This window comes from Streptosporangium sp. NPDC023825 (assembly GCF_040639575.1).
Classification (GTDB): domain Bacteria; phylum Actinomycetota; class Actinomycetes; order Streptosporangiales; family Streptosporangiaceae; genus Streptosporangium.
This window is the reverse complement of the sequence record NZ_JBFAAE010000010.1, coordinates 174,851-197,710: the sequence shown is the minus strand read 5'-3', so window position 1 is coordinate 197,710 and position 22,860 is coordinate 174,851. Positions and strand designations below refer to the sequence as shown.

Here is a 22,860-nt window from a genome sequence, read left to right as displayed (position 1 = left end):
TAGCCGCGCTAGCGCACCCGACTAGTAAATAACCGCGACCAGGTCGCCATTTTATCCGATGGCAACCCGACCCGGAACGCAGGGCCGCCAGGCCCGAGTACCGGAAGCGGGGCGGCAGCCCTTATAGCCGCACCAAAAGGGAATCACAAAGCCACTTCCGGAGGCACTCGGTTAGCAGGAGCCTCTTTGCCGAAGATTTTTAATTCGACTCCAGAAACTTCAGCCGCACCAGCGAGAAGCGTTGGCCAACGGCGAATAAATTGAGCATTAAGACGCCAATCACTTATCTTCACTGCACTGATTCCCGACAAAACCGGCCTTCGCGGCTCTGGAGGAATATCTTGTGAAATGAAGTGACTGCGAACCCGAGATGGCACACTGGAACTATAAAAACGCGTAAGATCCATCCAGCCATTCAAGTGAACTTGAAGTAGCCTAAATCCAGCACCCCTCATTGCCCTCATAGCCTCTGTCGGACTACCCGCCTTCCAGGTTTTAAGCAAGTCGTTGTAATGTGGACTAAAATATGATATGAGGCTATGCTCAATTAAATCAACGGAAGGTTTCTGGAGCCCCTCAAACCCAAATGACTTCTGGTATTCATCGAGATCAAAGCCATCTTCATCGTCGTCTATGTGATCGTCAGAATCTATCAAGTGCTGCAACAACCTCAATGGCGTAACAAAGATATCCCAGCCCGAAGAAGCGTGATCCTCGTATATTCGCTGGAGCTTGCTATGTTCTTGGGTTCGCCCCCATGCATTCCTTGTACCGTCTTTCCCGAAGGCTTGTCCTACATACAGAACTTCATGACGCGCCAACTCATCAGCCGCATTACTTAAAAAGCTCGCTAGGGCCCAAGAGTCACCATGAAGAGGATGGTTGCCAATCTCAACGTAGAAGTATGCACCATCCGCATGAATCTGGAAGTCACTGAAGGAGGAACCGGGCGCCGCGCGCATCCTCATTGGAATCGTCAATAAGGGTTCAGAAATAGAGTTTCGCGTCTGCATTTTAATATTAACTATACTGCCACGCGGAGCAGTCTCGGCGCCGATAATTCTAATCGCCGGACGACGAGATATTATATACCAATGACAGTTTCGCAGTGCAATCTCAAGACTCTTTGAGTCAAATCTTCGTTGATATGTATGAAACGACTCGATTTCATACATTAATGTGCCCGCCATGGCAAAATAGTACGCCACGCCCCTCAAGTAGCAAAATCACAGATTCAGGGCGACCGGTAATCGAATATAAGGAAATCCGAAAGCCGCAATTCCGATTTAATGCTTTTTGTGCCAATTCGGGCGACAGTGCGTGTCGCGGACGGCAGGCTCATTTGTGCGGCGGATGCTCAGTACGGTGGGCGGCGGGCTTACGCCGTGCCGTCCCGGCTGGCGCGGGCCGGGACCGGCCGCCAGGGCCGCACGCCCGGCTCGCTGGCCGTGCCGGGGCGGCGGGGCGTGTCCCGCCGTGCGGCGGCGCGAAGCGCTGGCGCCTTGAACCAGTAAAGAAACTCTGAGCCACTAATGATCAGTAGTGTGGAGCCATGTCGCTTGAAGGGACATCGTCGCCGACACCCAAAATCCCGTCTGAGTGGGGGGACGCGTACGGCTTCCTGGAGGAGGTACGGCGTCGGCCAGGGATGTGGATTCGCAACGGCTCCCTCCGGGAGCTGGAAACGATGCTGGTCGGGTACAAGCTCGCGCTGGATGTTCACGGCGTCGAGGAACGGTTCGATCTGTGGCCGAACGGCTCCTTCTCCGAATGGCTCGCTCGCTACGGCCGGTCGAGCGCATTGGGCTGGGCCGCCGAGATCGAACGACAGGTAGAACCTGGCACCACGCCTCTGGAGGCGTTCTTCGCCTTCCTGGACGAGTACCGAGCTGATCAGGACGAGAACAACACTGAGACGGGTTAACGCGCTGCGACCTGCCGAAACATTTTCCCCTGATGCCGCGCTAGATCATGAGGGCGATGCCGTTGTCGGCGAGTTCTTCGGGGGTGAATACCGCGCTGGCGTCGTCGGCGAGTTCGGCGCTGTAGCCGATCTCGTAGCGGTTGGCGGGGGCTTTGACCTCGGTGACCTCGATGGGGTGGCCGTTGGCGTGGGCCATGGTGCGGCGGATGATGAGGATCGCCTCGGCGTAGTCCATGCCCAGGCGGGCGCGTTCGTCTTCGTAGGCGATGCGGGAGGTGGTCAGGGTCATCCACCGGATGGGGCCGTGTTCGCGGATGAGTGACTGGTAGAAGAAGCCGGGTCGCTTGCGGTACTGGTCGAAGCGCTTGGGAGTGTCCCAGTCGGGGAGCATGTCGGCGTTGGTGTAGGAGTTGATCTCCAGGCGGGCTGAGGCGCCGTGGATGCGGGCGGTGTGACCTCGATGCCACATGCTGCGGCGGTGGATGACCGGGTGTCCGGCCCGCACTCCGAGGATGATCGCGAGATCCCGGTTGGCGGTGATCTTCTCGCCGGTGAACAGCGGGGCGTCGGGGTCGACATCGCGTAGAGCGAGGTCCCAGCCGAAGGCTTGGATGTCGGGGTGGTTGCCGGGGGCTGCCAGGTCGGGCCGGGTCTGGTGGCTGATGAGGATGACTTGGCGCTCGGGCATGGGGCGGACAAAAGAGCCGCGTCCGCGCATGACGTAGGCGAGTCCTTCGGAGACCAGAGTGTCGATGGCCTTGCGGACGGTGGGACGCGAGACCTCGTAGCGGCGGACCAGCTCCGGCTCACTCGGCAGGGCTCCACCGGGCGGGTAGCGGCCGTCCAGGATCGCGGTTCTCAGGTCGGCGGCGATGGTGCGCCAGCGGACGTCCTTGTCCTCAGTGGTCTCCACAGCAGCTCCTTCTCGGGAAGTTCCATAACTACTTGTACTACAGGTTGCATGAAACCCTCAACGCAAGGCAACATGTAGTACAGGCAGTGTTGCATGAGAGGGGGTGGTCACCATGAACCAACCGAACGAGCACGACCAACAGGCACGACATCCGGAGTGGATGACCGATCTGGTCCAGGTGCTCAACGCACCGGGCTATGACCGGTGGCGGTCGATGGTGGCCGCTACCGGCGGCTGCACCAACCCGATCCATCTGGCCGGAGAGTCGGCCATCGTCAACACCGACACCGGCGAGATCCTGCACACCTACCGCACCGCAGACGAACCGTCCGGGCATCTGCTGGTCGCCTGCGGCAACCGCCGCGCTTCGGTGTGCGCATCCTGCTCAGAGGTCTACCAGGCCGACACCTTCCACCTCATCCGCGCCGGCCTGTCCGGTGGCAAAGGCATCCCGGAAACGGTGAGCGCGCACCCTCGGGCGTTCGTCACCCTCACCGCTCCGTCCTTCGGCCCGGTGCACACCCGGCGGGAGAAGAACGGGACGGTACAGGCCTGCCGTCCCCGCAACCGCGACAAGGTCTGTGAGCACGGGCATCCGGTCGGCTGTCATGCTCGCCACGAGCCAAAGGACGAACGGCTTGGGCAACCCATATGCGGCCGGTGCTACGACTACGTGGGCGCGGTGCTCTGGCAGGCACATGCGGGTGCGTTGTGGCACCGCTTCACCCTGGAAGTACGACGCACCCTGGCCAGTCAGGCGGGGCTGAGCCGCAAGGAGTTCGGCAAACAGGTCCGGGTGTCGTTCGCCAAGGTGGCGGAGTATCAGCGGCGCGGCCTGGTGCACTTCCACGCCATCATCCGCCTCGACGGTCCCGAAGGGGCCAGTGATCCCCCGCCGGACTGGGCTGATCATCACCTGCTCACCCGGTCGATCCCGCCAGCGGTGCGGCGGGTCACCGTGACCTCGCCCGCGAGTGATCTCGGACGGCGGGATCTGGTCTGGGGTGATCAGCTCGACATCCGGCCCATCCTGCTCGGCCAGTCGGCCGATGGGTTGAGTGAGCGGGCGGTGGCGGGCTACATCGCCAAGTACGCCACCAAGGGCGCCGAAGCCTCCGGCACCGTCGATCATCGGCTGTCGTGTCCGGCCTGCGGCGGTCGAGGGCGACTGCGGCTGATGGCCTCCTGCGAGCGCTGCCACGGAACCGGCCTCAAACCGGGCCTACACCTGGACGCGCTCCCGGTCACCGAGCACGCCCGGCGCATGATCCGCACCTGCTGGGAACTAGGCGCACGCCCGGAGTTGGCCACACTGCGGCTGCGGCCATGGGCGCACATGCTCGGCTTTCGCGGCCACTTCTCCACCAAGAGCCGCGCCTACTCCACCACCCTGGGCGACCTGCGGCAGGTGCGCTCCAACCACCGGGCCACCGAAGCACGCAAGCAGCGCGGTCTACCCGCTCTCGGTGATGAGACGACGCTCGTGCTCGGGCACTGGCGCTTCGCCGGGATGGGCTACACCCCCGGTGAGGCGATCATGGCCGAACACATCCGGCACCGCGTCTCCCAGGCCCGCGCCATCGCGGCGAAACGGGAGGACGGTTGATCGCAACCCCACTGTCCGCCGACCGGCGGCTGTATCGCGTCAGCGAAGCCATGTACCTGCTCAGCATGAGCCGCAGCGTGATCTACGAACAGATCCGCTCCGGGCGCCTGCGCTCGGTCACCCAGGGCCGCACCCGGCTCATCCCCGCCTCGGCCATCACCGACTACGTGGCACTACTCGAACAGGAAGCGAGGGCATCATGACCACACGACGCAGCCGGGGAGACGGCGGCCTGCACTGGGACGAGACCCGCGAACGCTGGATCGCCTCGGTCACCGTCGGCTACACCCCGGCCGGAAAGCGCATCGTCAAGAAGGCCAGCGGCAAGACCAAGACCGAAGCCAAGGCCAAGCTCAAAGAGATCATCCGCGACTACGAAGACGGGCTAGCCATCGCGTCGGGCGGCTACACCGTGGCCGATGCGGTGAAGTACTGGCTTGAACACGGGCTGAAAGGACGGGGGAGCAAGACGGTCGGCCTGTACACCGAGTTCGCCGAGAACCACGTCATCCCGGCCCTCGGTGCTCGCAAGCTCCGTGACCTCTCGGTGGAGGACGTTGACCGGTGGCTGGCGGGCAAGACTCCGGAACTCAGCACGCGGACGCTCAAGATGATCCACGGCATCCTCAACCGATCGGTGAAGAACGCCATGGTCCGCGACAAGGTGAAGCGCAACGTCGTGGATCTGTGCGAGGTTCCCGAGGGACGCCAGGGGCGCAAGTCCAAGGCGCTCACGCTGGCCCAGGCCACGGCCGTGATGGCGGCTGCGGAACAGGCCAACGCGCGCATGCGCGGGTACGTCGTCCTCTCGCTTCTCACGGGAGCTCGTACCGAGGAGTTGCGCGAACTGTCCTGGTCCCACGTGGTGGCGTTCGTCGACGAGCGCAGGGCGTGGGTCTCCGTCACCGAGGCGGGGTGGGAGCACACCGAGTACGCCGTCTACGTGTGGCGGTCGGTGCGGCAGAGCGGCGACACCAAGACCGTCAAGTCCCGCCGGACCCTCAAGCTGCCACAGCGTTGCGTCGAGGCGCTACGTGATCTCTGGGAACACGAGGGGCTCAGCGACGGAACCACCGATCACGGCGGAACGGACAGGCTGGTGTTCTGCACGAAGAACGGGACCGCGCTGAGCGCGGGCAACGTCCGGCGGGACTTCCGGAAGATCCTCAAGGAAGCCGGGCTGGTCGACACGGAGTGGACGCCCCGGGAGATGCGGCACAGCTTCGTCTCACTGCTCTCGGACTCCGGCGTCCCCATCGAGCACATCTCTCGCCTGGTCGGCCACGCCAACACCGTGGTCACCGAGACGGTCTACCGGCTCCAGATCCGGCCCGTCATGCAGGAGGGCGCGACGGCGATGGATGATCTCTTCGGAGGTGCGCGGGGAGCTTAGTCACCCAGTTAGTCACTCAAGCCCGGTTTTCATGATCACAGACTGAGCATTCCCACAGGTGGAGCCTAGGAGATTCGAACTCCTGACATCCTGCTTGCAAAGCAGGCGCTCTGCCAACTGAGCTAAGGCCCCGAGATTCAAGCCGGTGGCCTGGGGAGACACCCTCGCACACGACCTGCTTCAGTCGTACACCGTAGCAACAGGAACCGCTCCTACGCCACTTGGATCCGCGTGGCGGGGCGGGCTTCAGCGGACGGCGGCGACGACGGGGGACGCGACCGGTGTGACACCGAGGAGGAGTTCGGGGAGGTCCGCGACGGAGTCGAGAAGGTGGGTGGCTCCGCCGTTGAGAAGACGCTCCTTGCTGTGGACGCCGGTCAGGATGCCGGCCACCACCGAGGCGCCCGCACGGCGGCCGCAGAGCATGTCGCTCTCGGAGTCACCGGCGACCGCGACCTGGCGGACGTCCTCGACGCCGAGACGCATGACCGCGGTGAGGACCATGTTGGGCAGGGGGCGACCGTGTCCGGCGTCTTCGGGGCACAGGGCGATGTCGATCTTTTCGGACCAGCTCAGGGTGCTCAGCACGCGGCTGAGCGTGGTGCGGCTGAAGCCGGTGATGAGGCAGACCTTGATGTCGGCGCCGCGGAGCTTGTCGAGTGCCTCGACGATCCCGGGCAGCGGGACCAGGCCCGCGCGTGCGACGGCGCCCTCGTAGGAGCGCTCGAAGGTCAGGTTGGCCGCCTGGGCCTGGGCCTCGTTGTCCGGGAAGATGCCCCGGAAGACATCGATCGTGGAACATCCCCGGGACCGGTGCACGTGCACCATGGCGCGAGCATACGCACCGGTCCCGGGCACGATGCCCTGCGTGGCGATCGCCTCGGCGAACGCCCGCTCGACCATGGCGACATCGCCGATCGTGGTGCCTGCCAGATCCAGGCAGACAAGCCTGATGGGTGTTATTCCATCTTGGGCAAGGACCATGAAAGCACCCGAATCGGTAGCCGCGTCTGTCAGTTCTCGCTGCCGGTGGCTTCGGTCCACAGGTCAAGCTCGGCGCGGTCGGCCTGCACCTTGCGCCAGACCAGCAGCCCCCCGAGGGCGACGAGCGCCAGAACGAGCAACTTCTTCACGGTGTGACCCCACTTCTTGAGAAGTCTCACCTGCCGGGGTGAGACAACGCCCGGTTCGAACGGTTCCCTGCAGCCTAGCAAGGGATCGGGCCATGATCCGGTCTGCACGACAAGCCACCAGGGCCGATCCACACCAACCGGGTGATTTTCAGTATCTTGCCGCACGGCACGCGTTCCGACGATCACAATCCGCCGTGAGTCTTATCGCGAAACCGTCCTGGTTCTCACGATAACCCCCGCGACGCTCCCGCTTTACCCTCTGGGAAGTTCCGGTCCCCGCCCGGCAGGAACGGCGCCGCCCGCCATGACCACGACCAGCGCATTCGTCGGCTCCGGCTTGATTACGCGGAGCGCGAATGACACAAACCCGCTCGGTATGAAGCTTTTTGGGACCGGCAAGGCCGGTGAATCCTCAAGGCTCGAGCGGTCAGGCGCTCTCGACGAGATCGGCGTAGTCGGGATGACGGTCGATCCACTCCCGCACGAACCAGCAGAGCGGGACGACCTTCGCGTTCTCCGCGCGGGCCGCGTCCAGTGCCGTACGGACGAGCGCGGACCCCACCCCCATGCCCTCGTACTCCGGCTGGACCTTGGTGTGCGGGTAGACGATGACCCCGTCACGCCGGATGAGCTCCAGCTTCCCCGCCTGCCTGCCGTCCACCTCCGCCACGAAGGAATCACCGCCGGGGGAGAGCTTGACGTCCGCCTGCATGGAGGTCCTCCTTCGCCTGGCCGCCGTACGGTCGCACGTCGGTTCCTTGGTCAGCCGATCCCGCGCGGCGTTCATTCCCGGCCCCCGCCCCCCGCTCCCGCACCGGGCGTTCCCGCCGGGCTGCGAGCCCGAAAACCCCCGCGAGGGAGCGGCGGTGAAGGTCGGCCGCATGGATGTGTTCGGTCGAGCACGCTGGGTGACCGGTTCCCGAAACCGAAACTCGCAGACCGTGAACCGTACCGGTAGCCGTCCGATTGAAGGATGATGGGAACAGGTGCCCGGCACGGCCGGCGCCCCATGGCGATCAGCCGACCCATCTGTGCCGACGCGACAGATGTTGACTGACCTTCATGCGCACCCAGAAGGTGATCGCGATGACAGGTGACGTCGACCACGGTTCACTGCGCATTCTCCTCACCAGCCGACCGGCCGGTGTGTCCTGCGAGGGAGACATCGATTTCTGCACGCGGCGCATCCTGGTACGGGCGCTCGCCATGGCGGTGGAACGGACCGATGGCGATCTGCACGCCGACCTCCGCAGCGTCGGCTTCGTCGACGTCGGCGGCCTGAGAGTGCTGGCGGAGACGGCGTTCGGGATGGCGGGCGACCGGAGGTTGATCGTCGAAGGTCTTCGCCCGCACACGCGGCGGATCGTCGAGCTGTGCGGCTGGACAGAGGTGCTCAGCGTGGGTCCGGGCACCGTAACCACAGTGGGATAACGACTGATTGCTCCTCAGTTGTACCGTAAGGGTTCTCTAGAGGAATTCGGAGGATCGTACGCTGAGAGTAACCAGATCGGCTTCCTCCACGGCTCCCGGTCCCGGGGCGACCGTGATCGGGTCATCGCCCCCCGGATCCGGTTCGGGCGTCACGCCCGGCGACTGCCCCCCGGCCGAGCCTTCCTCCCACCGACTGTCTGCAGAGGTATATCCGTGAGCGCTGCCGTCCGCGTGACCGACGTGTCCGACCCCGCTGCGAAGGAGACACTTCTTCTGGCCTTGGCCGGCGAGCTCGACTACAGCAACGCCGAGCGGTTCTACCACGACCTGCAGGAGGCCATCGGCCAGGGCAGGCGTGACCTCGTCATCGACCTGACCGATCTGACCTTCTGCGACTCCACGGGAATCCAGAGCTTCCTGACCACCCGCCAGACCGTCCAGGATCGCGGCGGCAGCATCATCCTGGTCAATCTGCACCCCCGCCTCGAGAGACTCTTCCACCTGACCGGTCTCGCCCAGGCCTTTGGCGTCCAGCCCACCGTGGCCGACGCCCTGAAGGTGCTGCGGCCGAGCCAGCCGTCGTAGCGGATCCCGGCCCCGATCGGCCGTCGCTTTCCGGGACACGATCGAGCGAACATCCGTTGGCTCGGACGGTCGTAAGTTGGCAACGAGCGGGCAGGTGTCTAGCATCGTGTAACTCGTCAGCAACGCCCTGATTCTGGAGCAAGTCGGCTCGCCCCCCGGTGACTGCCAGACAAGGCGACCTCAAGGGGGTGTCGTGACCGGCGACCACGGCCAGCAGTGGCCGATCGACGAGGATCTCAGCGCTCTGCGGGATCGTCTCCAATATCATGCCGTTCGAGCCGGCATGCGGGGCGAACGGCTGGACGACCTCCTTCTCGTCACGAACGAGGCGGTCATCAACATCCTGGAACACGGCGGGGGCAAGGGCACGCTGGCCATCTGGCAGAACGAGACCTATCTGACCGTCGACGTCACCGACACCCTGGGCCTCCTGAGCCGCTGGCACGTCCCCAGCGAACGCCCCACGGGCACCGTGCGGGGGTTCGGCCTGTGGCTGATGAAACAGCTGTGTGACGAGTTCACCATCGAGCAGATGGAGGAGGGATCGCGCGTCCGCCTGCGCATGCGACTCGGCCTTCCGGTGGCCCGGAGCGGGACCGGCGGTTCGGCCGACTCCGCGCAGGAGGGCCTCGACGATTTCGACGCACCGGGTACACCCGGCACACCCGGCACACCTGGCACGCCCGGCACGCCCGCTCCCGCACGAAACACCCCCGGCCCCGTACGGAGCACCGCCGATTCCGTACGGGACGATCCCGGCCAGGGCGAGCTCCAGGTTTCGTTCTGAGAGGCTCCGGGAAATCCCGGAGGCCTTGCGTCCCCGACGATCGTCACGCGCTCACCCGGAGCCCCTGCCCCGGTCACCGGTCCTCCCCCTCCGTACGCAATCCTTGACCATCCTCTGGCGCAAGGGCGATGTACCGGCCAAATGTCCGGGTTAGCCTTATTTGTGCAGTTCAGCGCCTTACCGGGTGTGTCATGGGAGGACGTCTGACGTTCTCCGGAATCGGCCGGGGACGACGTCCAGCCCCGGAACCACACGCCCAGTTCTCCGTATCCGCCGCGCCCCCGCCCTCTCGAGGGCTTCGGGACCCTTCGAACCCCGCAGAGCCCTCGGCCGCACGCGGAACCGCCCGCCGGGACAGGTGCCGAGGCCGCCGCCCGCCGGACGTACCGAGGTCGCCGTCCTCCGGGACGTGACCGGCGCCGCCGTCCGCCTCAGGAATCGACTCCGCCGTCCCGGTTCTCTCCGTCTCACTCAGCCGTACGAAGGTTCGGAAGGGATGGTCCACATGAGGGTCGTCGTCGACCTGGCGCGATGCCAGGGATATGCACAGTGCGCCTTCCTGGCTCCGGGCACGTTCCGGATGCGGGGGGAGGAGGCGCTCATGTTCCACTCCAGTCCAGACGAGGCGCAACGGGACCAGGTCCTGCGCGCGGCGGCGGCCTGCCCGGTCCAGGCGATCCTCGTCGAGCGGCTGGACGCGACCGCGATCCCGCCCGCGACGACGACCGGAACGGCGAGGGCCGCGACAGCGGCGCCCGGCACGGCGAGGGCCGCGACAGCGGCGCCCGGCACGGCGACCACGGCGGCGACCGCGACCGGAACGGCGGCGGCATGACCGGCGAGCGGGGTGAGGAGACGTTCAGGCGCGACGGCCGCGTCGTCATCGTCGGCGCCTCCCTCGCGGGGCTACGGGCCGCGGAGGCGCTCCGTGACGAGGGCTTCACCGGCTCGCTGACCCTCGTCGGTGACGAGGCCTGCGAACCCTATGACCGGCCCCCGCTGTCCAAGCAGGTCCTGACCGGCTGGGTACCCGCGAACGGCACCGCGCTGCCCCGGCGTCGCGAGATCGGCGCGGAGTGGCTGCTCGGCGTGCCCGCCTCCGCGCTGGACCTCGCGGGCAAGCGGGTGGAGCTCGCGGACGGGCGGGAGATCCCCTTCGACAAGGTGCTGATCGCCACCGGTGTGCGCGCCAGGCTTTGGGCGGACGAGGCCGAGGCCGCCCTGGACGGCGTGTTCGTGGTACGCACGTGCGACGACTCCGGCCGCCTGGGGGAACGGCTGGCCGCCGGGCCCGGCCGGGTGCTCGTCATCGGGGCCGGTTTCGCCGGTTCCGAGATCGCCTCCGTGTGCCGCGATCGCGACATACCGGTGACCGTCGCCGAGGTCGCCGAGGCCCCGCTGGTGGGAGCGCTCGGAAGCATGATCGGTTCGATCGCCGCGAACCTCCAGCGTGCCCACGGCGTCGACCTGCGCTGTGGCGTCAAGGTCACCCGGCTGGAGGGGGACGAGCGGGGACGGGTGCGCCGCGCCCACTTCTCCGACGGCGGCACGGTCGACGCCGACGTGGTGGTGGTCGCGCTCGGCGGCGTCCGCAACACCGAGTGGCTGCGGGACTCGGGGCTCGCCGCCGGTGTCTGGGGCGTGGCCTGCGACTCGGGCTGCCGGGCGTTCGACGTCAACGGCCTGGTCACCGATGACGTCTTCGTCGCCGGGGACGTGGCACGCTGCCCGCACCCGGTCTACGAGTATCGGTTCCTGTCGCTGGAGCACTGGGCCAACGCGGTGGAGCAGGCCCAGGTCGCGGCCCACAACATGGTCAGTTCACCGACCGACCGCTGGCCGCACCTGTCCATGCCGGCCTTCTGGTCGACGCAGTTCGGCGTCAACATCAAGTCCGTCGGTGTCCCGATCCTGTCGGACGAGGTCGTCGTGACGCAGGGATCGGTGGAAGAGCACCGGTTCGTCGCCACGTACGGCTACCGCGGCCGGGTCACCGCGGCGGTCAGCTTCGACAACGCCAAGTGGCTCGACCACTACCGGCATCTGATCGAGACGGCGGCGCCCTTCCCGCCCTCCTGCCCCACACCCGACCAGCCCGCCGGCATGAGGCCCGTGCCCGCCCACTTCCCCGACCCGGTGATCATCACCCACGGAGCCACGGTGGTGGTCACCGGCCACGAGCCGAGCGAGCGGCGCGTGGCGTTCGCACGGCCGGGCGGCTGACCAGGTTCGACCGGGCCCGAACAGGCTCCACCCGGTCTCACGAGGCCCAGACGAGCTCCACTGACTCACGAGCCTCGAAACGAGTCCCGCTGACTCGCGAGGCTCGAAACGAGCTCCACCCGGCTTCACGAGGCTCGACCTTGATCACCTATTTCGACCGGGTTCAATCGGTTTCGATCAGGGCCGGTGGAACCCAGGACGGCCGGAAGCGGCACAACCTAGGAGAAGCGGCCATGACAGTCACCCAGGCGTCCAGCACTTTCCAGCGGATCCTCGACCACTCCAGCCGGGCCGATCCGTACCCGCTCTACGCCGAACTGCGCAGGACCCCGGTGGCCCGGCAGGAGGACGGCGGCTACGTCGTCAGCACCTACCGGGAGATCACCGCACTGCTGCACGACCCGCACCTCAGTTCCGACGCGCACAACCTCGACCAGCCGGGGCCCACCCTCGCCATGCGCGGGGACACACCGGCGTTCATCGGCCTCGACCCGCCGGAGCACGACCGGCTGCGCCGCATGGCGATGCGGCACTTCGGCCCCCCGCACTCGCCCACGCTGGTGGACGACCTGCGGCCCGACCTGAACGCCATCGTCACGCGCCTGATCGACGACCTGGTGAGCAAGGACGAGATCGACATCGTCGACGACTTCGCCTACCCCTTCCCCGTCACCGTGATCTGCCACCTGCTCGGCGTGCCCCGCGAGGACGAGCCGCGGTTCCACGAGTGGGTCGAGGCGATCGTCGCCATGCTCGACGTCGACCCCGTGACGGACTCCGGGGATCGCGTGCGGGAGGGCGTGCGGGCCCGCGAGAGCCTCAGGGCCTACCTCGCCGAGCTCCTGGAGAGCCGCCGCGGCCGGCCCGCCGGTGACGACCTGCTGTCCCGGCTGGCCGGCGACGACGGGCCAGACGGGCGCATGACGGACGAGGAGATCGTCAGCACCGCCAACCTGCTGCTCATCGCGGGCCACGAGACGACCGTCAACCTGATCACCAACGGCGTGCTGACGCTGCTGCGCCATCCCGACGTGCTGGAGCGCCTGCGCCGGGACCCGATAATGATCATCCGTACGGTCGAGGAACTGCTGCGCTACGAGCCTCCGGTGCAGCTCATCCCCTGGCGGGCCGCGTACAGCGACCTCACCGTCGCGGACACCGTCATCCCGAAGGGCTCGCGGATCACGCTCGTGCTCGCCTCCGGCAACCGTGACCCCGCCTACTTCCGCGACCCCGACAGGTTCGACCCCGACCGGCCGGACAACCAGCACCTCGGCTTCGGCGCCGGCGTCCACCTGTGCTTCGGTGCCCCCCTGGCCCGGCTGGAGGCGCAGATCGCGCTGAACGAGCTCTTCCGCAACCTGGAGAGCCCCCGGCTCGTCGCCGATCCGCCCCCGTACCGGCAGAGCGCGGTCCTGCGCGGGCCGCGCCACCTTCTCGTCAGGCAGGAGTGACGGTGCGGACCCGGGCCGGGAGGGAGGGCCCGCGCGTCACCGGGTCCACATCCCGATCCGTACCGGCACCCCGGACGAGGCGTGCAACACGGGAGCGTGATCCGGGGCGTCGAGCCCTCCCGCCTGGAGCAGGTCCTGGTCCAGGCGGACCAGCCGGGCGTGGCGCAGCGGCCAGTCGGGGTGCTCGATCTGGGCGGTGGCCGTCCTGCCCGCGACCGTGGTGAACAGCCGGTAGCGGGCGGTCAGGAAGTGCGCCAGCTCGTCGCGCTCCGGCTCCGCGAGCGGCGGGCCGAGCTCCACGACCGCGTCGCACCGCGCCCCCACGGGTCCCGGCAGGCGCCGGCGGCAGCGGTAGCCGCGCCGCTCGCCGACGGCGCTGACGGCCATCCGGGACCAGAAGTAGGGCAGCCCGTACCCGGCCCGCGCGCCGAGCACCGCGAGCAGCCGCCCGGCGTCCAGCGACAGGAACCAGACACCGTCCCGCCCCAGTTCGTCGCGTACGTACGTGCGGACGTTCGTCTCGGGAAACCGCGACAGCCACGGCAGCGCGGGCACGCCGGGCGCCCGTACGTCCTCCATCAGGAAGGTGGTGAGGCCGACCCAGGCCGCGCCGTCGAAGGTGTCGACCGTGAGCCCGGGGGGCAGCAGCCGCTGGATCGCGGCCGGTGGGTACCGCCAGTGCGTGAAGGTCATCTCGGACCAGCGGTGGTACATGACCGGGCGGGTGAGGTGGGGGGACGGCGGAGCCTGCATGATCCGCTCCTTCTCGGGTGGCGGCGCCCGGATGGCGCGTCCGCCACTTATCTTGGCCATGGCGCCGGGTGTCGTCCCGTGCGACACCCGGGAGCGAACATCCGTCTTGATTTTCGACAGAGCCACGACAGGGCCATGATTTCCCCGGAACCGCGATTCCGTCAGGACCATGATTTCGACAGATCCGGCATCTCGCCGGAGCCGGAACAGAGCTGAAGAGGCCAGCAAATGATCTTCATCGCCGTCAAGTTCACCATCCGTCCCGAGCGCGCCGAGGAGTGGCTCTCGCTCGTCGACGACTTCACCCGGGCCACCCGCGACGAGCCGGGGAACATCTTCTTCGAATGGTCCAGGAGCGTCGACACACCCGGCCAGTTCGTCCTGCTGGAGGCGTTCGCCTCGTCGGCCGCGGGCGCGGCGCACGTGGGTTCGGACCACTTCAAGACCGCGATGGCCTGGATGCCCGAGGTGATCGCGAGCACGCCGGAGATCATCAACGTCGAGGCGCCCGGCGAGGGATGGTCGCGGATGGCGGAGCTGACACCGGCCCAGAGCTGAGCCGCCCAGAGCTGAACCACCCAGAACCGGGCGGCTCCGGGCCGGGCATCGGGGTGCCCGGCCCCGGAGACGGTCTAGCTTTCAGAACTCTCCGTAAAACAGTTCTCACACCGTGCGCGCAGCGACGCGAGGTCGCGGGTGGTGACGGGATGTAATCGTCCCCGGGCACAGGAGCCCGTCGGCCGGCCACCACCAGAAGTGGCCGGCGACCGAACACACGGGGGATTCATGCGTACACGGAGGAACGTCACGAAGCGTGAGGTGTCGCGGCCGGGTGCGATCCGCAGGGCCGGGCTGCGGGTGCTGGCGGTGGGGATCTTGACAGTCACCCCGCCGCTGGCCCTCGCCGGGCCCGCGCTGGCCGACACCAAAGTGGTCGTGACCGGAAGCCTGCTGTCCGTCAACGCGGGGAACCTGGCCGACGACATCAGCATCGACGTCGACGCCGACGGCTCGCTCCTCATCAGGAACTCCACCGACACGCTCTCCACCGGGGGGACCTGCCAGAAGATCGACGACAACACGGTCCGCTGCCCCGCGACCGGGATCACCGGCATCCAGGCCAACCTCCAGGGGGGCGCCGACACCCTGCGCAACAACACCGCCCTGTCCATGCGCGCCTTCCTGGGGGCCGGCAGGGACGGTTTCTCCGGCGGTGCGGCCCGCGACATCGTCTCCGGCCAGACCGGCGGCGACACCATGAACGGGAACGACGGCGACGACGTCCTCGAAGGCAACGCGGGCGCCGACTCCGTCGTCGGCGGGGCGGGCAGGGACTTCTGCGCCGCCGAGGTCAGGGAGTCCTGCGAGAACTGACGTCCCGGACACCGGGGCGGACGGCCGTCACATCCGTACGCCCCTCGAACGGCCACCGGGGGCGGCTGTCACCGTGACGCCCGCCCGATCTGCCGGGGCGGCTGTCACCATGACGCCCGCATGACACGGGAGCCACGATGACAGGCCGCCCCGAACCGTGCCTGGAGTTTCCGGTAGCCCTCAGGACACACATCACTCGCGGACGCGTGGTGGATTAACACGCCAGAAACATATAGAACTGGTTCCACCCCCCGAGTGTGAGGAAAATCACATGACCAAGAAAGGCTCAGCTGGATCCAACCCCAAAGGCATATCACGTCGCGGATTCATAACTGGAACTGGTTCCATAATAGGGATCACAGCCCTCACGGGTCACACCACCGCGGCCCAGGCGCAATCCGTCACCGCGGCCGCTCCGATCGCCGACGGCACTCACGTCCCAGCCCTGGTGATCGGCACCGGATACGGAGGTTCCGTCGCCGCCCTGCGTCTCGCCCAGGCCGGTGTCAGCGTGCACATGATCGAGATGGGCATGGCCTGGGACACCCCGGGCTCCGACGGCAAGATCTTCTGCACCACGACCGCGCCGGACCACCGGTCCTACTGGCTGCGTACCAGGACCAAGGCCCCCCTCAACTACTTCCTCGGCTTCCCGATCGACAGGGACATCACCCGCTACACAGGGATCCTGGACGCCGAGGAGTTCGGCGGCATCACGGTCTACCAGGGCCGCGGCGTCGGCGGCGGGTCACTGGTCAACGGCGGCATGGCCGTCACCCCCAGGCGCGAGAACTTCGGCGCCGTCCTCCCGTCGGTGAACGCCGACGAGATGTACGACACCTACTATCCGCGCGCCAACGCCGGACTCGGGGTCACCTCCATCGACCCGGCCTGGTTCGACACCACCGCCTGCTACCAGTACAGCCGGGTCGGCAGAAAGCACGCCCAGCGTTCCAGCCTCCCGTTCGTCTTCGTGCCCAACGTGTACGACTGGACCTACATGAAGCAGGAGGCGGCCGGAACGGCCACCAAGTCGGCGCTGGCCGGCGAGATCCTCTACGGCAACAACCACGGCAAGAAGTCGCTGCAGAAGACCTACATCGCCCTGGCCAGGGCCACCGGCAACGTCACCGTCTCTCCGCTGCACAGGGTCACCTCGGTCGCCCCGGCGGCCGGCGGCCGCTACACGGTCGTCATCGAGCAGATCAACACCAGCGGTGACGTCACGGCCACCAAGACCGTGACCGCGGACAAGGTGTTCTTCGCCGCCGGCAGCGTCGGCACCAGCAAGCTGCTGGTCAAGCTGAAGGCCACCGGCGCGCTGCCCAACCTGAACAACGAGATCGGCAAGAACTGGGGCGACAACGGCAACGTCATGTGCGGCCGCGCCAACCACCTGTGGGACCCGACCGGCAGCCTCCAGTCGACCATTCCCTGCTCCGGTATCGACAACTGGGCCGCCGGTGGCGCGTTCGCCGAGGTCGCACCGCTACCGGTCGGCATCGAGACGTTCGCCTCGTTCTACCTGTCGATCACCAGGAATCCCAACCGCGCCCAGTTCTCCTGGAACGCCACGACGGGCAAGGTCGACCTGAACTGGCAGACCTCCTGGAAGCAGCCGTCCATCGACATGGCCAAGACGATCTTCGACAAGATCAACGCCAAGGAGGGGACGATCTACCGGACCGACCTCTTCGGCGTGTACAAGATCTGGGGCGACCACCTCACGTACCACCCGCTCGGCGGCGCGGTACTGAACAGGGCCACCGACAACTACGGCCGCCTCACCGCCTACCCCGGCCTGTACGTCATCGACGGTTCGCTGATCCCCGGCAACACCACCGTCAACCCGTTCGTCACCATCACGGCGCTCGCCGAACGGAACATCGAGAAGATCATAGCCACCGATCTGTGACGACGGCCCGCGGAGTGGCCGACCGCGAACCCGGCACACCGCAGGGCGTACAGGCCGCGGCGAACCGACCCGGTGGATCAGCGGCGCCGCCGCCTTCCCGCCGGCCGCGTCACCTTGCCGGCCCTGGCGGCCCGGTTCCCGCGCGGCGGGATCTTCCACGCCGGGCACCGGACACCGCTCGCCGCGCACCCGCTCTGTGACGCTCTTACCTCAGAGCGGTTCAGGGATGTACCACCTGGATCTCGGCGGCTTCTACGGCGCCCTTTAATCTACCTGCCAGTATTTATGACATATCCCTTACGTACCAACCCGGAAGGTTCAACAAAATCGAGTGATCATGTGGGATGGGCTCAACGATCTCCAAGAAAGAGAGTCCATGAATCTCGTGAGCATGACACAGGGCGGCCCGCTGCTACGAAGGCTGCGGGCAGTGACGGCGATTGTCGCGGCCCTCGCCCTCGGCGCGATCGTCGCGCCGGCGGCGTCGGCGGATTCGACCTCGGCCTCACCGCCGCTCCCGCCCGTCAATCCCTCCCTGAGCTCCTCCTCCCTCACGTTGCCGCACGGATGCGAAACTGGAAAAGTCCTGTCCAGGACTCTCACCCCCGTCATCAGCGCACACCGCGATTTCTTCGACACGGGCCATCCGGACCTTCAGATGGTCGTCCAGGTGGCTCGCCCCGGCCGTCCCCCGCTGCTGACCGCCAAAGCGCCCTTTGAGTCCGGCACCGAAATACGGGCCAGGTACCAGGTACCCGAAGGACTGCTCCAGGACGGGAAATACCGTTTCCGGGTGCGGGCCGAAGACGCCACCACCGGGAAATCGGCCTGGCTGCCGTGGTGCGCGTTCACGGTCCATACCGGTGAGGTGCAAAAGCCCGGCGTGCCGACCACGTTGCTGATCTCCCAGGGCCCCTACAGCCCCTTCCAGTCCTGCGACGACCCGGCAAAGGTCCCCGTCCTGCACACCCCGCAGCTGGGTCAGTTCGCCGCCACCCCACCGTCGGACAATCCCAACCTCGTCGGCAGGTTCGAGATCAGCCGCGGCGAGGAGGAGCCGAGAACCGAACTGGCCTCCCTGCACCTGTCGGCAAACCTCCCGCCGGGCACACTGTCCGAGGGCGACTACCGCTTCCGTGTGCGTGCCGAGGACGGAGCTTCCGTCTCGGACTGGTCGGTTTGGTGTGACTTCGTGGTCCTGCCGTAAATGCTGCGGAAGTGTCGCCTGACAATACGCTCAGGCCGATTCGGCCCGCTGCGGGCAAGGAGCCGGTCGGACACCTGCCCGTAGCGGTGTCCAAGGCCGTCCGAGTCACCCCACGCCCATCCGGTCGCCTCTCAGGGCGATCCCGGTTAGGTGGCCGACCCGCCCGCGACCGGGGAGCGGGCTCGCGGCGAACACCAGACCTCCGGTCAGGTAAAGACAGCCGGCTAGGGCAGGTCGCACCGGCCGGTTGCCAGAGCGGCGTAGTGGCCGAACGAGATCATCCGCCCGCCAATCATGCGGGACGGAGCCGACGGACTGGTCGCACGAGGTCGTCGCAGTGCTCGTTACAGCGAAACGCCCCGGAGCATAATCGCTTCGGGGCGTTTTTCGCTGGTGGGGTTACCAGGACTTGAGCCTGGGACCTCTTCCTCATCAGGCAACGCGGGAGGGAGCGGGACCACGGGCACACCCGCTCCCACCTGCGCGTACGGTCCACGGTGATCCACCGACGTCCAGCCTCGTCCGTGGTTGTCGTCACTCAGTTGGTCACTCACCGCCGCGTCTTCCGAGGCGCTGTCAGTATCCCCATGAGCAGCGGTACCACCCTTGTCGGTGACGGCTGGCATCATGACGCGCAACTGATCATGGGAGTCACGGTGACAGACCTGCACGAGGAATTCGGCTGGCTTTCGGAGTTCGGGCCGTTCTACGACGTCTCCTGCGTGTCCTTCGTTCGATCCCTCCCCCCTGCCGAGGCGCTGACTCGTCTCGGGGCAGAAACCGACGGGATCGAAGAGGCCACCTTCGAAGAACTGCAGGAACGAACGATGAAGTGCATCGACTCGGACGACGGGATGCGCACCGGTTACGTAGGCGCACTGGAGACAGACGGCTGGACGGTGCTCATCCAGTTCTGGGCGGCATCGATCGCGGTCGACCGTCCCCTGCTGAGACGGCTTTCTCAAGCGACCGAGGTCGTATCGATCAACCGCAATATCCATGCCACGGACTTCTTCGTCTACGCGGCCGACGGCGAACTGGTCACATGGTTCGACCTGCTGGGTCCAGATGCGCGCGCAGGTAGCGATCCCGATCGATTCGTCGACATGATGCGCGAAGTCGGACTGGACCCCGATCTGGATCCTGACCTGGACTTGGACGAAGACCTGGAGGACTCCGACCCCGGAGAATTCCCGCGCGCTTTCGCCCTGGCAAGAAAGATCACTGGTTTCCCCTTCTCTCAAGACATGCTCGACATACGGCTTCTGGGCGCCGTGATCAACAACAGGTGATCGCGATCAGGCGGGAACGTGGCAGCGGCCCTCGGAGGGCTCGCTTCATTGGAGCGGGTGCGGCCGGTGGCGTGGGCGTGCGGGTGCCGGGCCACGGTGTATGAGCTGTTCCAGGACGGCGGGCAGGGGTTCATCCGGCGCACCCTCCAACTCGACGACGGCCACCAGGTGGACGAAAGTCACCGCTGGTCAATCGCCGAAGCTCGGGCTGCCTGGACGGCGCTGCTGGCAGGGAAAGCCCCGTAGAGACGGGCGTAGGGTCGCCGGAGTTGCCGCGGTCCCAAGAAGTGCCTGCTTGGTTGTGGTCGAGCAGGAACAGTCTGAGCTTCAGGACCGTAGTCGTACTGCTGCTTCGATCCGGCCCCCGATCCCGATGATCGCAAACACGATGGCCACGGTAGTGAAGCTCTCGTTTCCGTTCAGCACTGAGAGCAGAGCAACGAATCCGGCCAGGAAAATCAGGACACTACTGACTCCACGAATCATGTATGCGTTGTTGCGAGGTTCACGAGATGGACCGATGGCTCCAAGTGCTTGGATCGCCGACTCGGAGCCACCGGATTCATGGATCTTCCCGAAAGATTCAGTGGAGGGCTCATTCATAAAAAGCAGAATGTCATGACGATGACCTTGAACAGGAGCAGAGACGAACCAAAGCCAAGCGTGAGTCTTCGTGTAGCGGAGGCGACCGTAGCTGCTGCCGGCCGGGACCGGCCGCCAAGGCCCGCACGCCCGGCCGGCGGGCAAGCGGCCACATCAACTGCAGAATCCAGGCCGGTGGAAAGCATCAGCCGACACTGATCCGTCAATCACCAACCGAAGCCTTACAGGCGCTCGCGCGGGAGAAGGCAGGAGATCTGTGGCAGGAGAACGATCTCGTCTTCGCGAGCAAACACGGGACCGAGCTGAACGCGGCCAACGTCCGCCGGGCCTTCCGGGTGATCCTCAAAAGGACCGATCTCAACGAGGACGAGCGGACCCCTCGGGAGATGCGGCACAGCTTCGTCTCGCTGCTGTCGGACTCGGGAATGGCCTTGGTCGGCCACAGGGGGACCGCGGTGACGGAGAAGGTCTACCGGAAGCAACTCCGCCCTGCACTAATGGGCCCGGTACCACCGGAAGGAGACGAGGCGATGGATCAGATCTTCCTACAGGCTCCAACGCTGTTCATGACCGTGTCGCGGCCTCCGCATCGGGCTTGTTCTCGGCTCGTGGCACACCGGCGATCAGGACGAGCGCGGCGATGGCGCCGTAGAGCGGGAGCACGAATCCAGGCCCCCGCGAACCCTCGGGGCAATAGGGGGAGAAGAACGCGATGGTCGACAGTGCGTAGTAAGCGGCTGTCGCGAGGGCTCCGCCCGCTCCCATCCAACCCAGGAGCCGGCGCCTTCGGGGCGATGATCGCCATGCGGCCACGGCCAGCGTTGTCAGAGCAGGGGGAAGAAGAGTGGCCATCGCGCCGAAGCCCAGGCCGAGCGCGTCACGACCGGTGTATCCGTCTTCGGTGTTCAGAGAGGCGCAGATGTAGATCTCTGTATCCACTCGCAAAGAGGCCCAGTGAGGAAGGGTGGACAGAAGGATGGCGCCCGTCCAGCACAACAGTGCGCGGTGCTTCATCGCCCATATCCCCCAGGGCCTCACAACCGCTCATCCTCCGGCCCTCCAGGCGGATCAGGGGACGGGGAGGCTCAGTGTTCCGGCTGTAGCTCGTGACCTTCGGACGAGATACGACCCTAGTCACTCACCTGGTCGCCCGGAAGATCGAAAAAGGCCACTTCCCTGCCGGGAAATGGCCTCTGAGCTGGGTGGGGCTACCAGGACTTGAACCTGGGACCTCTTCCTTATCAGGGAAGCGCTCTAACCGTCTGAGCTATAGCCCCTCATCACACAGACGAACGGTCTCGCATCCGTTTGGTGGAGGCGAACCCGTTCGCTCGAACAGGGAAAAGCTTACCCTGTTTCGGTGCCTGCTCGCGCCATGTCCCCGGCCCCGAACGGGCGGGAACATGGCGCGAACACGCGACGGGCCGGCTACTCGGCCTCGCTGAAGGTGACCTCCACGCCGCCGACCAGGTCGGAGGCGACGTTGTAGATCACCGCGCCGAGGGTGGAGAGGGCGGTGATCAGCACGACGTTCACCGCGCCGATCAGGGCGGTGTAGCCCAGGATGCGGACCGGCTCGAACCAGGAGGCGATGTCGACGCCGCTGGTGGCCTTGCCGTCGGCCGTCGTCAGCTGGGTGACCGTCTGGATGATGTTCTCGAACACCCCGAGGCCGGACAGCACCATGTAGAGCACCGCGACCGCGATGAACAGCACCACGAAGCAGACCAGTGACACGACGAAGCTGAACTTCATCGCCGACCACGGTTCGACCCTGCGCAGCACCAGGTGCGCCTTGCGGGGCGACCTGGGACCGCCGACGTCCGTGGCCTTCTTGCCGGATGTCTCAGGGGCCTGGGGCGACGACAGGCTGCCGGGCGACCACGGGGCGCGGTTGTTCTGCTGCCCGGCCGGTGAACGGCCCTGCTGGCCCCCGGGCGGCGGCCCGGGCGGGGCGACCGGGGAGCGGCCCTGCTGCTGCCCTCCCGGCGGAGGCGAGGTCTGCGACGAGGGCGGCTTGGGCGACTGCAGCGGTGGCGCGGAGGGTGGTGGAGATCCGCCTGGACGGATTCGCACCGTGGTGTCGGCCTGCTTGCCGTCCTCTGTCGTCACTTTTTTCCTGCCCTTGCGATCGTCGGATACCGATTCATCGGTTTCCGGCGCGGGCGCGCTACCGTTAACCGGTGACGAGGCCGCCTCGACGTCCTTCGTTCCAGCGGTCTTGTCCATCTTCTCCGTCGCCTGATCGCGTGTCGACGAGGAGGCGG

23 protein-coding genes, 2 tRNA genes and 1 pseudogene are annotated in these 22,860 nt (G+C 66.4%); 16 read left to right on the top strand and 10 right to left on the bottom strand.

Annotation, left to right across the window (positions count from 1 at the left end):
- Positions 1-143: 143 nt before the first annotated feature.
- Complete coding sequence (locus AB0G15_RS12680; protein WP_362838128.1) at positions 144-1,190, bottom strand: hypothetical protein; 1,047 nt, start codon at positions 1,188-1,190, stop codon at positions 144-146.
- Between the two features lie 362 nt (positions 1,191-1,552).
- On the opposite strand from AB0G15_RS12680, the gene AB0G15_RS12675 reads away from it, so the two are divergent.
- Entirely contained in the window at positions 1,553-1,924 is a 372-nt protein-coding gene (locus tag AB0G15_RS12675) for a hypothetical protein (protein ID WP_362838126.1), read from the top strand.
- A gap of 40 nt (positions 1,925-1,964) precedes the next feature.
- On the opposite strand, the gene AB0G15_RS12670 is transcribed toward AB0G15_RS12675, so the two are convergent.
- Complete coding sequence (locus tag AB0G15_RS12670; RefSeq protein WP_362838123.1) at positions 1,965-2,837, bottom strand: GntR family transcriptional regulator; 873 nt, start codon at positions 2,835-2,837, stop codon at positions 1,965-1,967.
- A gap of 112 nt (positions 2,838-2,949) precedes the next feature.
- Between AB0G15_RS12670 and AB0G15_RS12665 the strand changes: the two genes are divergently transcribed.
- Genes AB0G15_RS12665 through AB0G15_RS12655 form a run of 3 tightly spaced genes read left to right on the top strand, consistent with a single transcriptional unit; the run spans position 2,950 to position 5,836 of the window.
- Positions 2,950-4,443 (top strand): replication initiator, encoded by a 1,494-nt coding sequence (locus AB0G15_RS12665; protein ID WP_362838172.1) that lies wholly within the window; start codon positions 2,950-2,952, stop codon positions 4,441-4,443.
- A complete protein-coding gene (locus AB0G15_RS12660) occupies positions 4,440-4,646 on the top strand; it encodes a helix-turn-helix domain-containing protein (protein ID WP_362838120.1) in 207 nt (68 codons plus the stop codon). Before AB0G15_RS12665 ends, AB0G15_RS12660 begins: the two co-directional genes overlap by 4 nt.
- Positions 4,643-5,836 (top strand): site-specific integrase, encoded by a 1,194-nt coding sequence (locus AB0G15_RS12655; RefSeq protein ID WP_362838117.1) that lies wholly within the window; start codon positions 4,643-4,645, stop codon positions 5,834-5,836. The genes AB0G15_RS12660 and AB0G15_RS12655 overlap by 4 nt, the downstream gene beginning before the upstream one ends.
- A 59-nt stretch (positions 5,837-5,895) precedes the next feature.
- Here the strand turns inward: AB0G15_RS12655 and AB0G15_RS12650 are convergent.
- The 4 genes from AB0G15_RS12650 to AB0G15_RS12635 form a co-directional block, all read right to left on the bottom strand.
- Positions 5,896-5,968: transfer RNA gene (locus tag AB0G15_RS12650), tRNA-Ala, on the bottom strand.
- A gap of 114 nt (positions 5,969-6,082) precedes the next feature.
- On the bottom strand, positions 6,083-6,820 hold the full coding sequence (locus tag AB0G15_RS12645) for an HAD family hydrolase (protein ID WP_362838114.1): 738 nt from the start codon (positions 6,818-6,820) through the stop codon (positions 6,083-6,085).
- Positions 6,821-6,849: 29 nt separating this feature from the next.
- Positions 6,850-6,969 (bottom strand): DLW-39 family protein, encoded by a 120-nt coding sequence (locus AB0G15_RS12640; protein WP_211264163.1) that lies wholly within the window; start codon positions 6,967-6,969, stop codon positions 6,850-6,852.
- 427 nt (positions 6,970-7,396) lie between these two features.
- Positions 7,397-7,681, bottom strand: coding sequence for a GNAT family N-acetyltransferase (locus AB0G15_RS12635; RefSeq protein ID WP_362688284.1), 285 nt, complete (start codon positions 7,679-7,681; stop codon positions 7,397-7,399).
- Between the two features lie 350 nt (positions 7,682-8,031).
- On the opposite strand from AB0G15_RS12635, the gene AB0G15_RS12630 reads away from it, so the two are divergent.
- From AB0G15_RS12630 to AB0G15_RS12605, 6 genes are all read left to right on the top strand, one after another.
- Complete coding sequence (locus AB0G15_RS12630) at positions 8,032-8,400, top strand: STAS domain-containing protein (RefSeq protein WP_362838112.1); 369 nt, start codon at positions 8,032-8,034, stop codon at positions 8,398-8,400.
- 213 nt (positions 8,401-8,613) lie between these two features.
- Positions 8,614-8,985 (top strand): STAS domain-containing protein, encoded by a 372-nt coding sequence (locus AB0G15_RS12625; protein WP_362838110.1) that lies wholly within the window; start codon positions 8,614-8,616, stop codon positions 8,983-8,985.
- Positions 8,986-9,178: 193 nt separating this feature from the next.
- Positions 9,179-9,772 (top strand): ATP-binding protein, encoded by a 594-nt coding sequence (locus AB0G15_RS12620; RefSeq protein WP_362838108.1) that lies wholly within the window; start codon positions 9,179-9,181, stop codon positions 9,770-9,772.
- A 505-nt stretch (positions 9,773-10,277) separates the two neighbouring features.
- Positions 10,278-10,607, top strand: a complete 330-nt coding sequence (locus AB0G15_RS12615; protein WP_362838106.1) for a ferredoxin — start codon at positions 10,278-10,280, stop codon at positions 10,605-10,607.
- Positions 10,604-11,995, top strand: coding sequence for an FAD/NAD(P)-binding oxidoreductase (locus tag AB0G15_RS12610; RefSeq protein ID WP_362838104.1), 1,392 nt, complete (start codon positions 10,604-10,606; stop codon positions 11,993-11,995). Before AB0G15_RS12615 ends, AB0G15_RS12610 begins: the two co-directional genes overlap by 4 nt.
- 233 nt (positions 11,996-12,228) lie before the next feature.
- A complete protein-coding gene (locus AB0G15_RS12605; protein WP_362838101.1) occupies positions 12,229-13,449 on the top strand; it encodes a cytochrome P450 in 1,221 nt (406 codons plus the stop codon).
- A gap of 36 nt (positions 13,450-13,485) precedes the next feature.
- Here the strand turns inward: AB0G15_RS12605 and AB0G15_RS12600 are convergent, their stop codons facing one another.
- The gene (locus AB0G15_RS12600; RefSeq protein WP_362838099.1) at positions 13,486-14,202 is read right to left on the bottom strand and encodes a DUF2071 domain-containing protein; all 717 of its coding nucleotides are present in this window, start codon (positions 14,200-14,202) and stop codon (positions 13,486-13,488) included.
- 228 nt (positions 14,203-14,430) lie between these two features.
- Between AB0G15_RS12600 and AB0G15_RS12595 the strand changes: the two genes are divergently transcribed.
- The 6 genes and pseudogenes from AB0G15_RS12595 to AB0G15_RS12570 all read left to right on the top strand — a co-directional run.
- A complete protein-coding gene (locus AB0G15_RS12595) occupies positions 14,431-14,760 on the top strand; it encodes a putative quinol monooxygenase (protein WP_362688261.1) in 330 nt (109 codons plus the stop codon).
- Between the two features lie 228 nt (positions 14,761-14,988).
- Entirely contained in the window at positions 14,989-15,576 is a 588-nt protein-coding gene (locus tag AB0G15_RS12590) for a hypothetical protein (protein ID WP_362838096.1), read from the top strand.
- A 448-nt stretch (positions 15,577-16,024) separates the two neighbouring features.
- Complete coding sequence (locus AB0G15_RS12585) at positions 16,025-17,491, top strand: GMC oxidoreductase (protein ID WP_362838093.1); 1,467 nt, start codon at positions 16,025-16,027, stop codon at positions 17,489-17,491.
- A 337-nt stretch (positions 17,492-17,828) separates the two neighbouring features.
- Complete coding sequence (locus AB0G15_RS12580; RefSeq protein WP_362838090.1) at positions 17,829-18,698, top strand: hypothetical protein; 870 nt, start codon at positions 17,829-17,831, stop codon at positions 18,696-18,698.
- A gap of 587 nt (positions 18,699-19,285) precedes the next feature.
- Positions 19,286-19,990, top strand: a complete 705-nt coding sequence (locus tag AB0G15_RS12575; protein ID WP_362838087.1) for a DUF6461 domain-containing protein — start codon at positions 19,286-19,288, stop codon at positions 19,988-19,990.
- A gap of 755 nt (positions 19,991-20,745) precedes the next feature.
- Positions 20,746-21,060 (top strand): annotated as a pseudogene (locus AB0G15_RS12570) (tyrosine-type recombinase/integrase); the annotation flags it as partial.
- 97 nt (positions 21,061-21,157) lie between these two features.
- On the opposite strand, the gene AB0G15_RS12565 reads toward AB0G15_RS12570, so the two are convergent.
- The 3 genes from AB0G15_RS12565 to AB0G15_RS12555 form a co-directional block, all read right to left on the bottom strand.
- A complete protein-coding gene (locus tag AB0G15_RS12565) occupies positions 21,158-21,607 on the bottom strand; it encodes a hypothetical protein (protein ID WP_362838085.1) in 450 nt (149 codons plus the stop codon).
- A gap of 189 nt (positions 21,608-21,796) precedes the next feature.
- Positions 21,797-21,870 (bottom strand) — tRNA-Ile (locus AB0G15_RS12560).
- Positions 21,871-22,021: 151 nt separating this feature from the next.
- Entirely contained in the window at positions 22,022-22,705 is a 684-nt protein-coding gene (locus AB0G15_RS12555) for a DUF3566 domain-containing protein (protein ID WP_362838082.1), read from the bottom strand.
- Positions 22,706-22,860 lie beyond the last annotated feature (155 nt).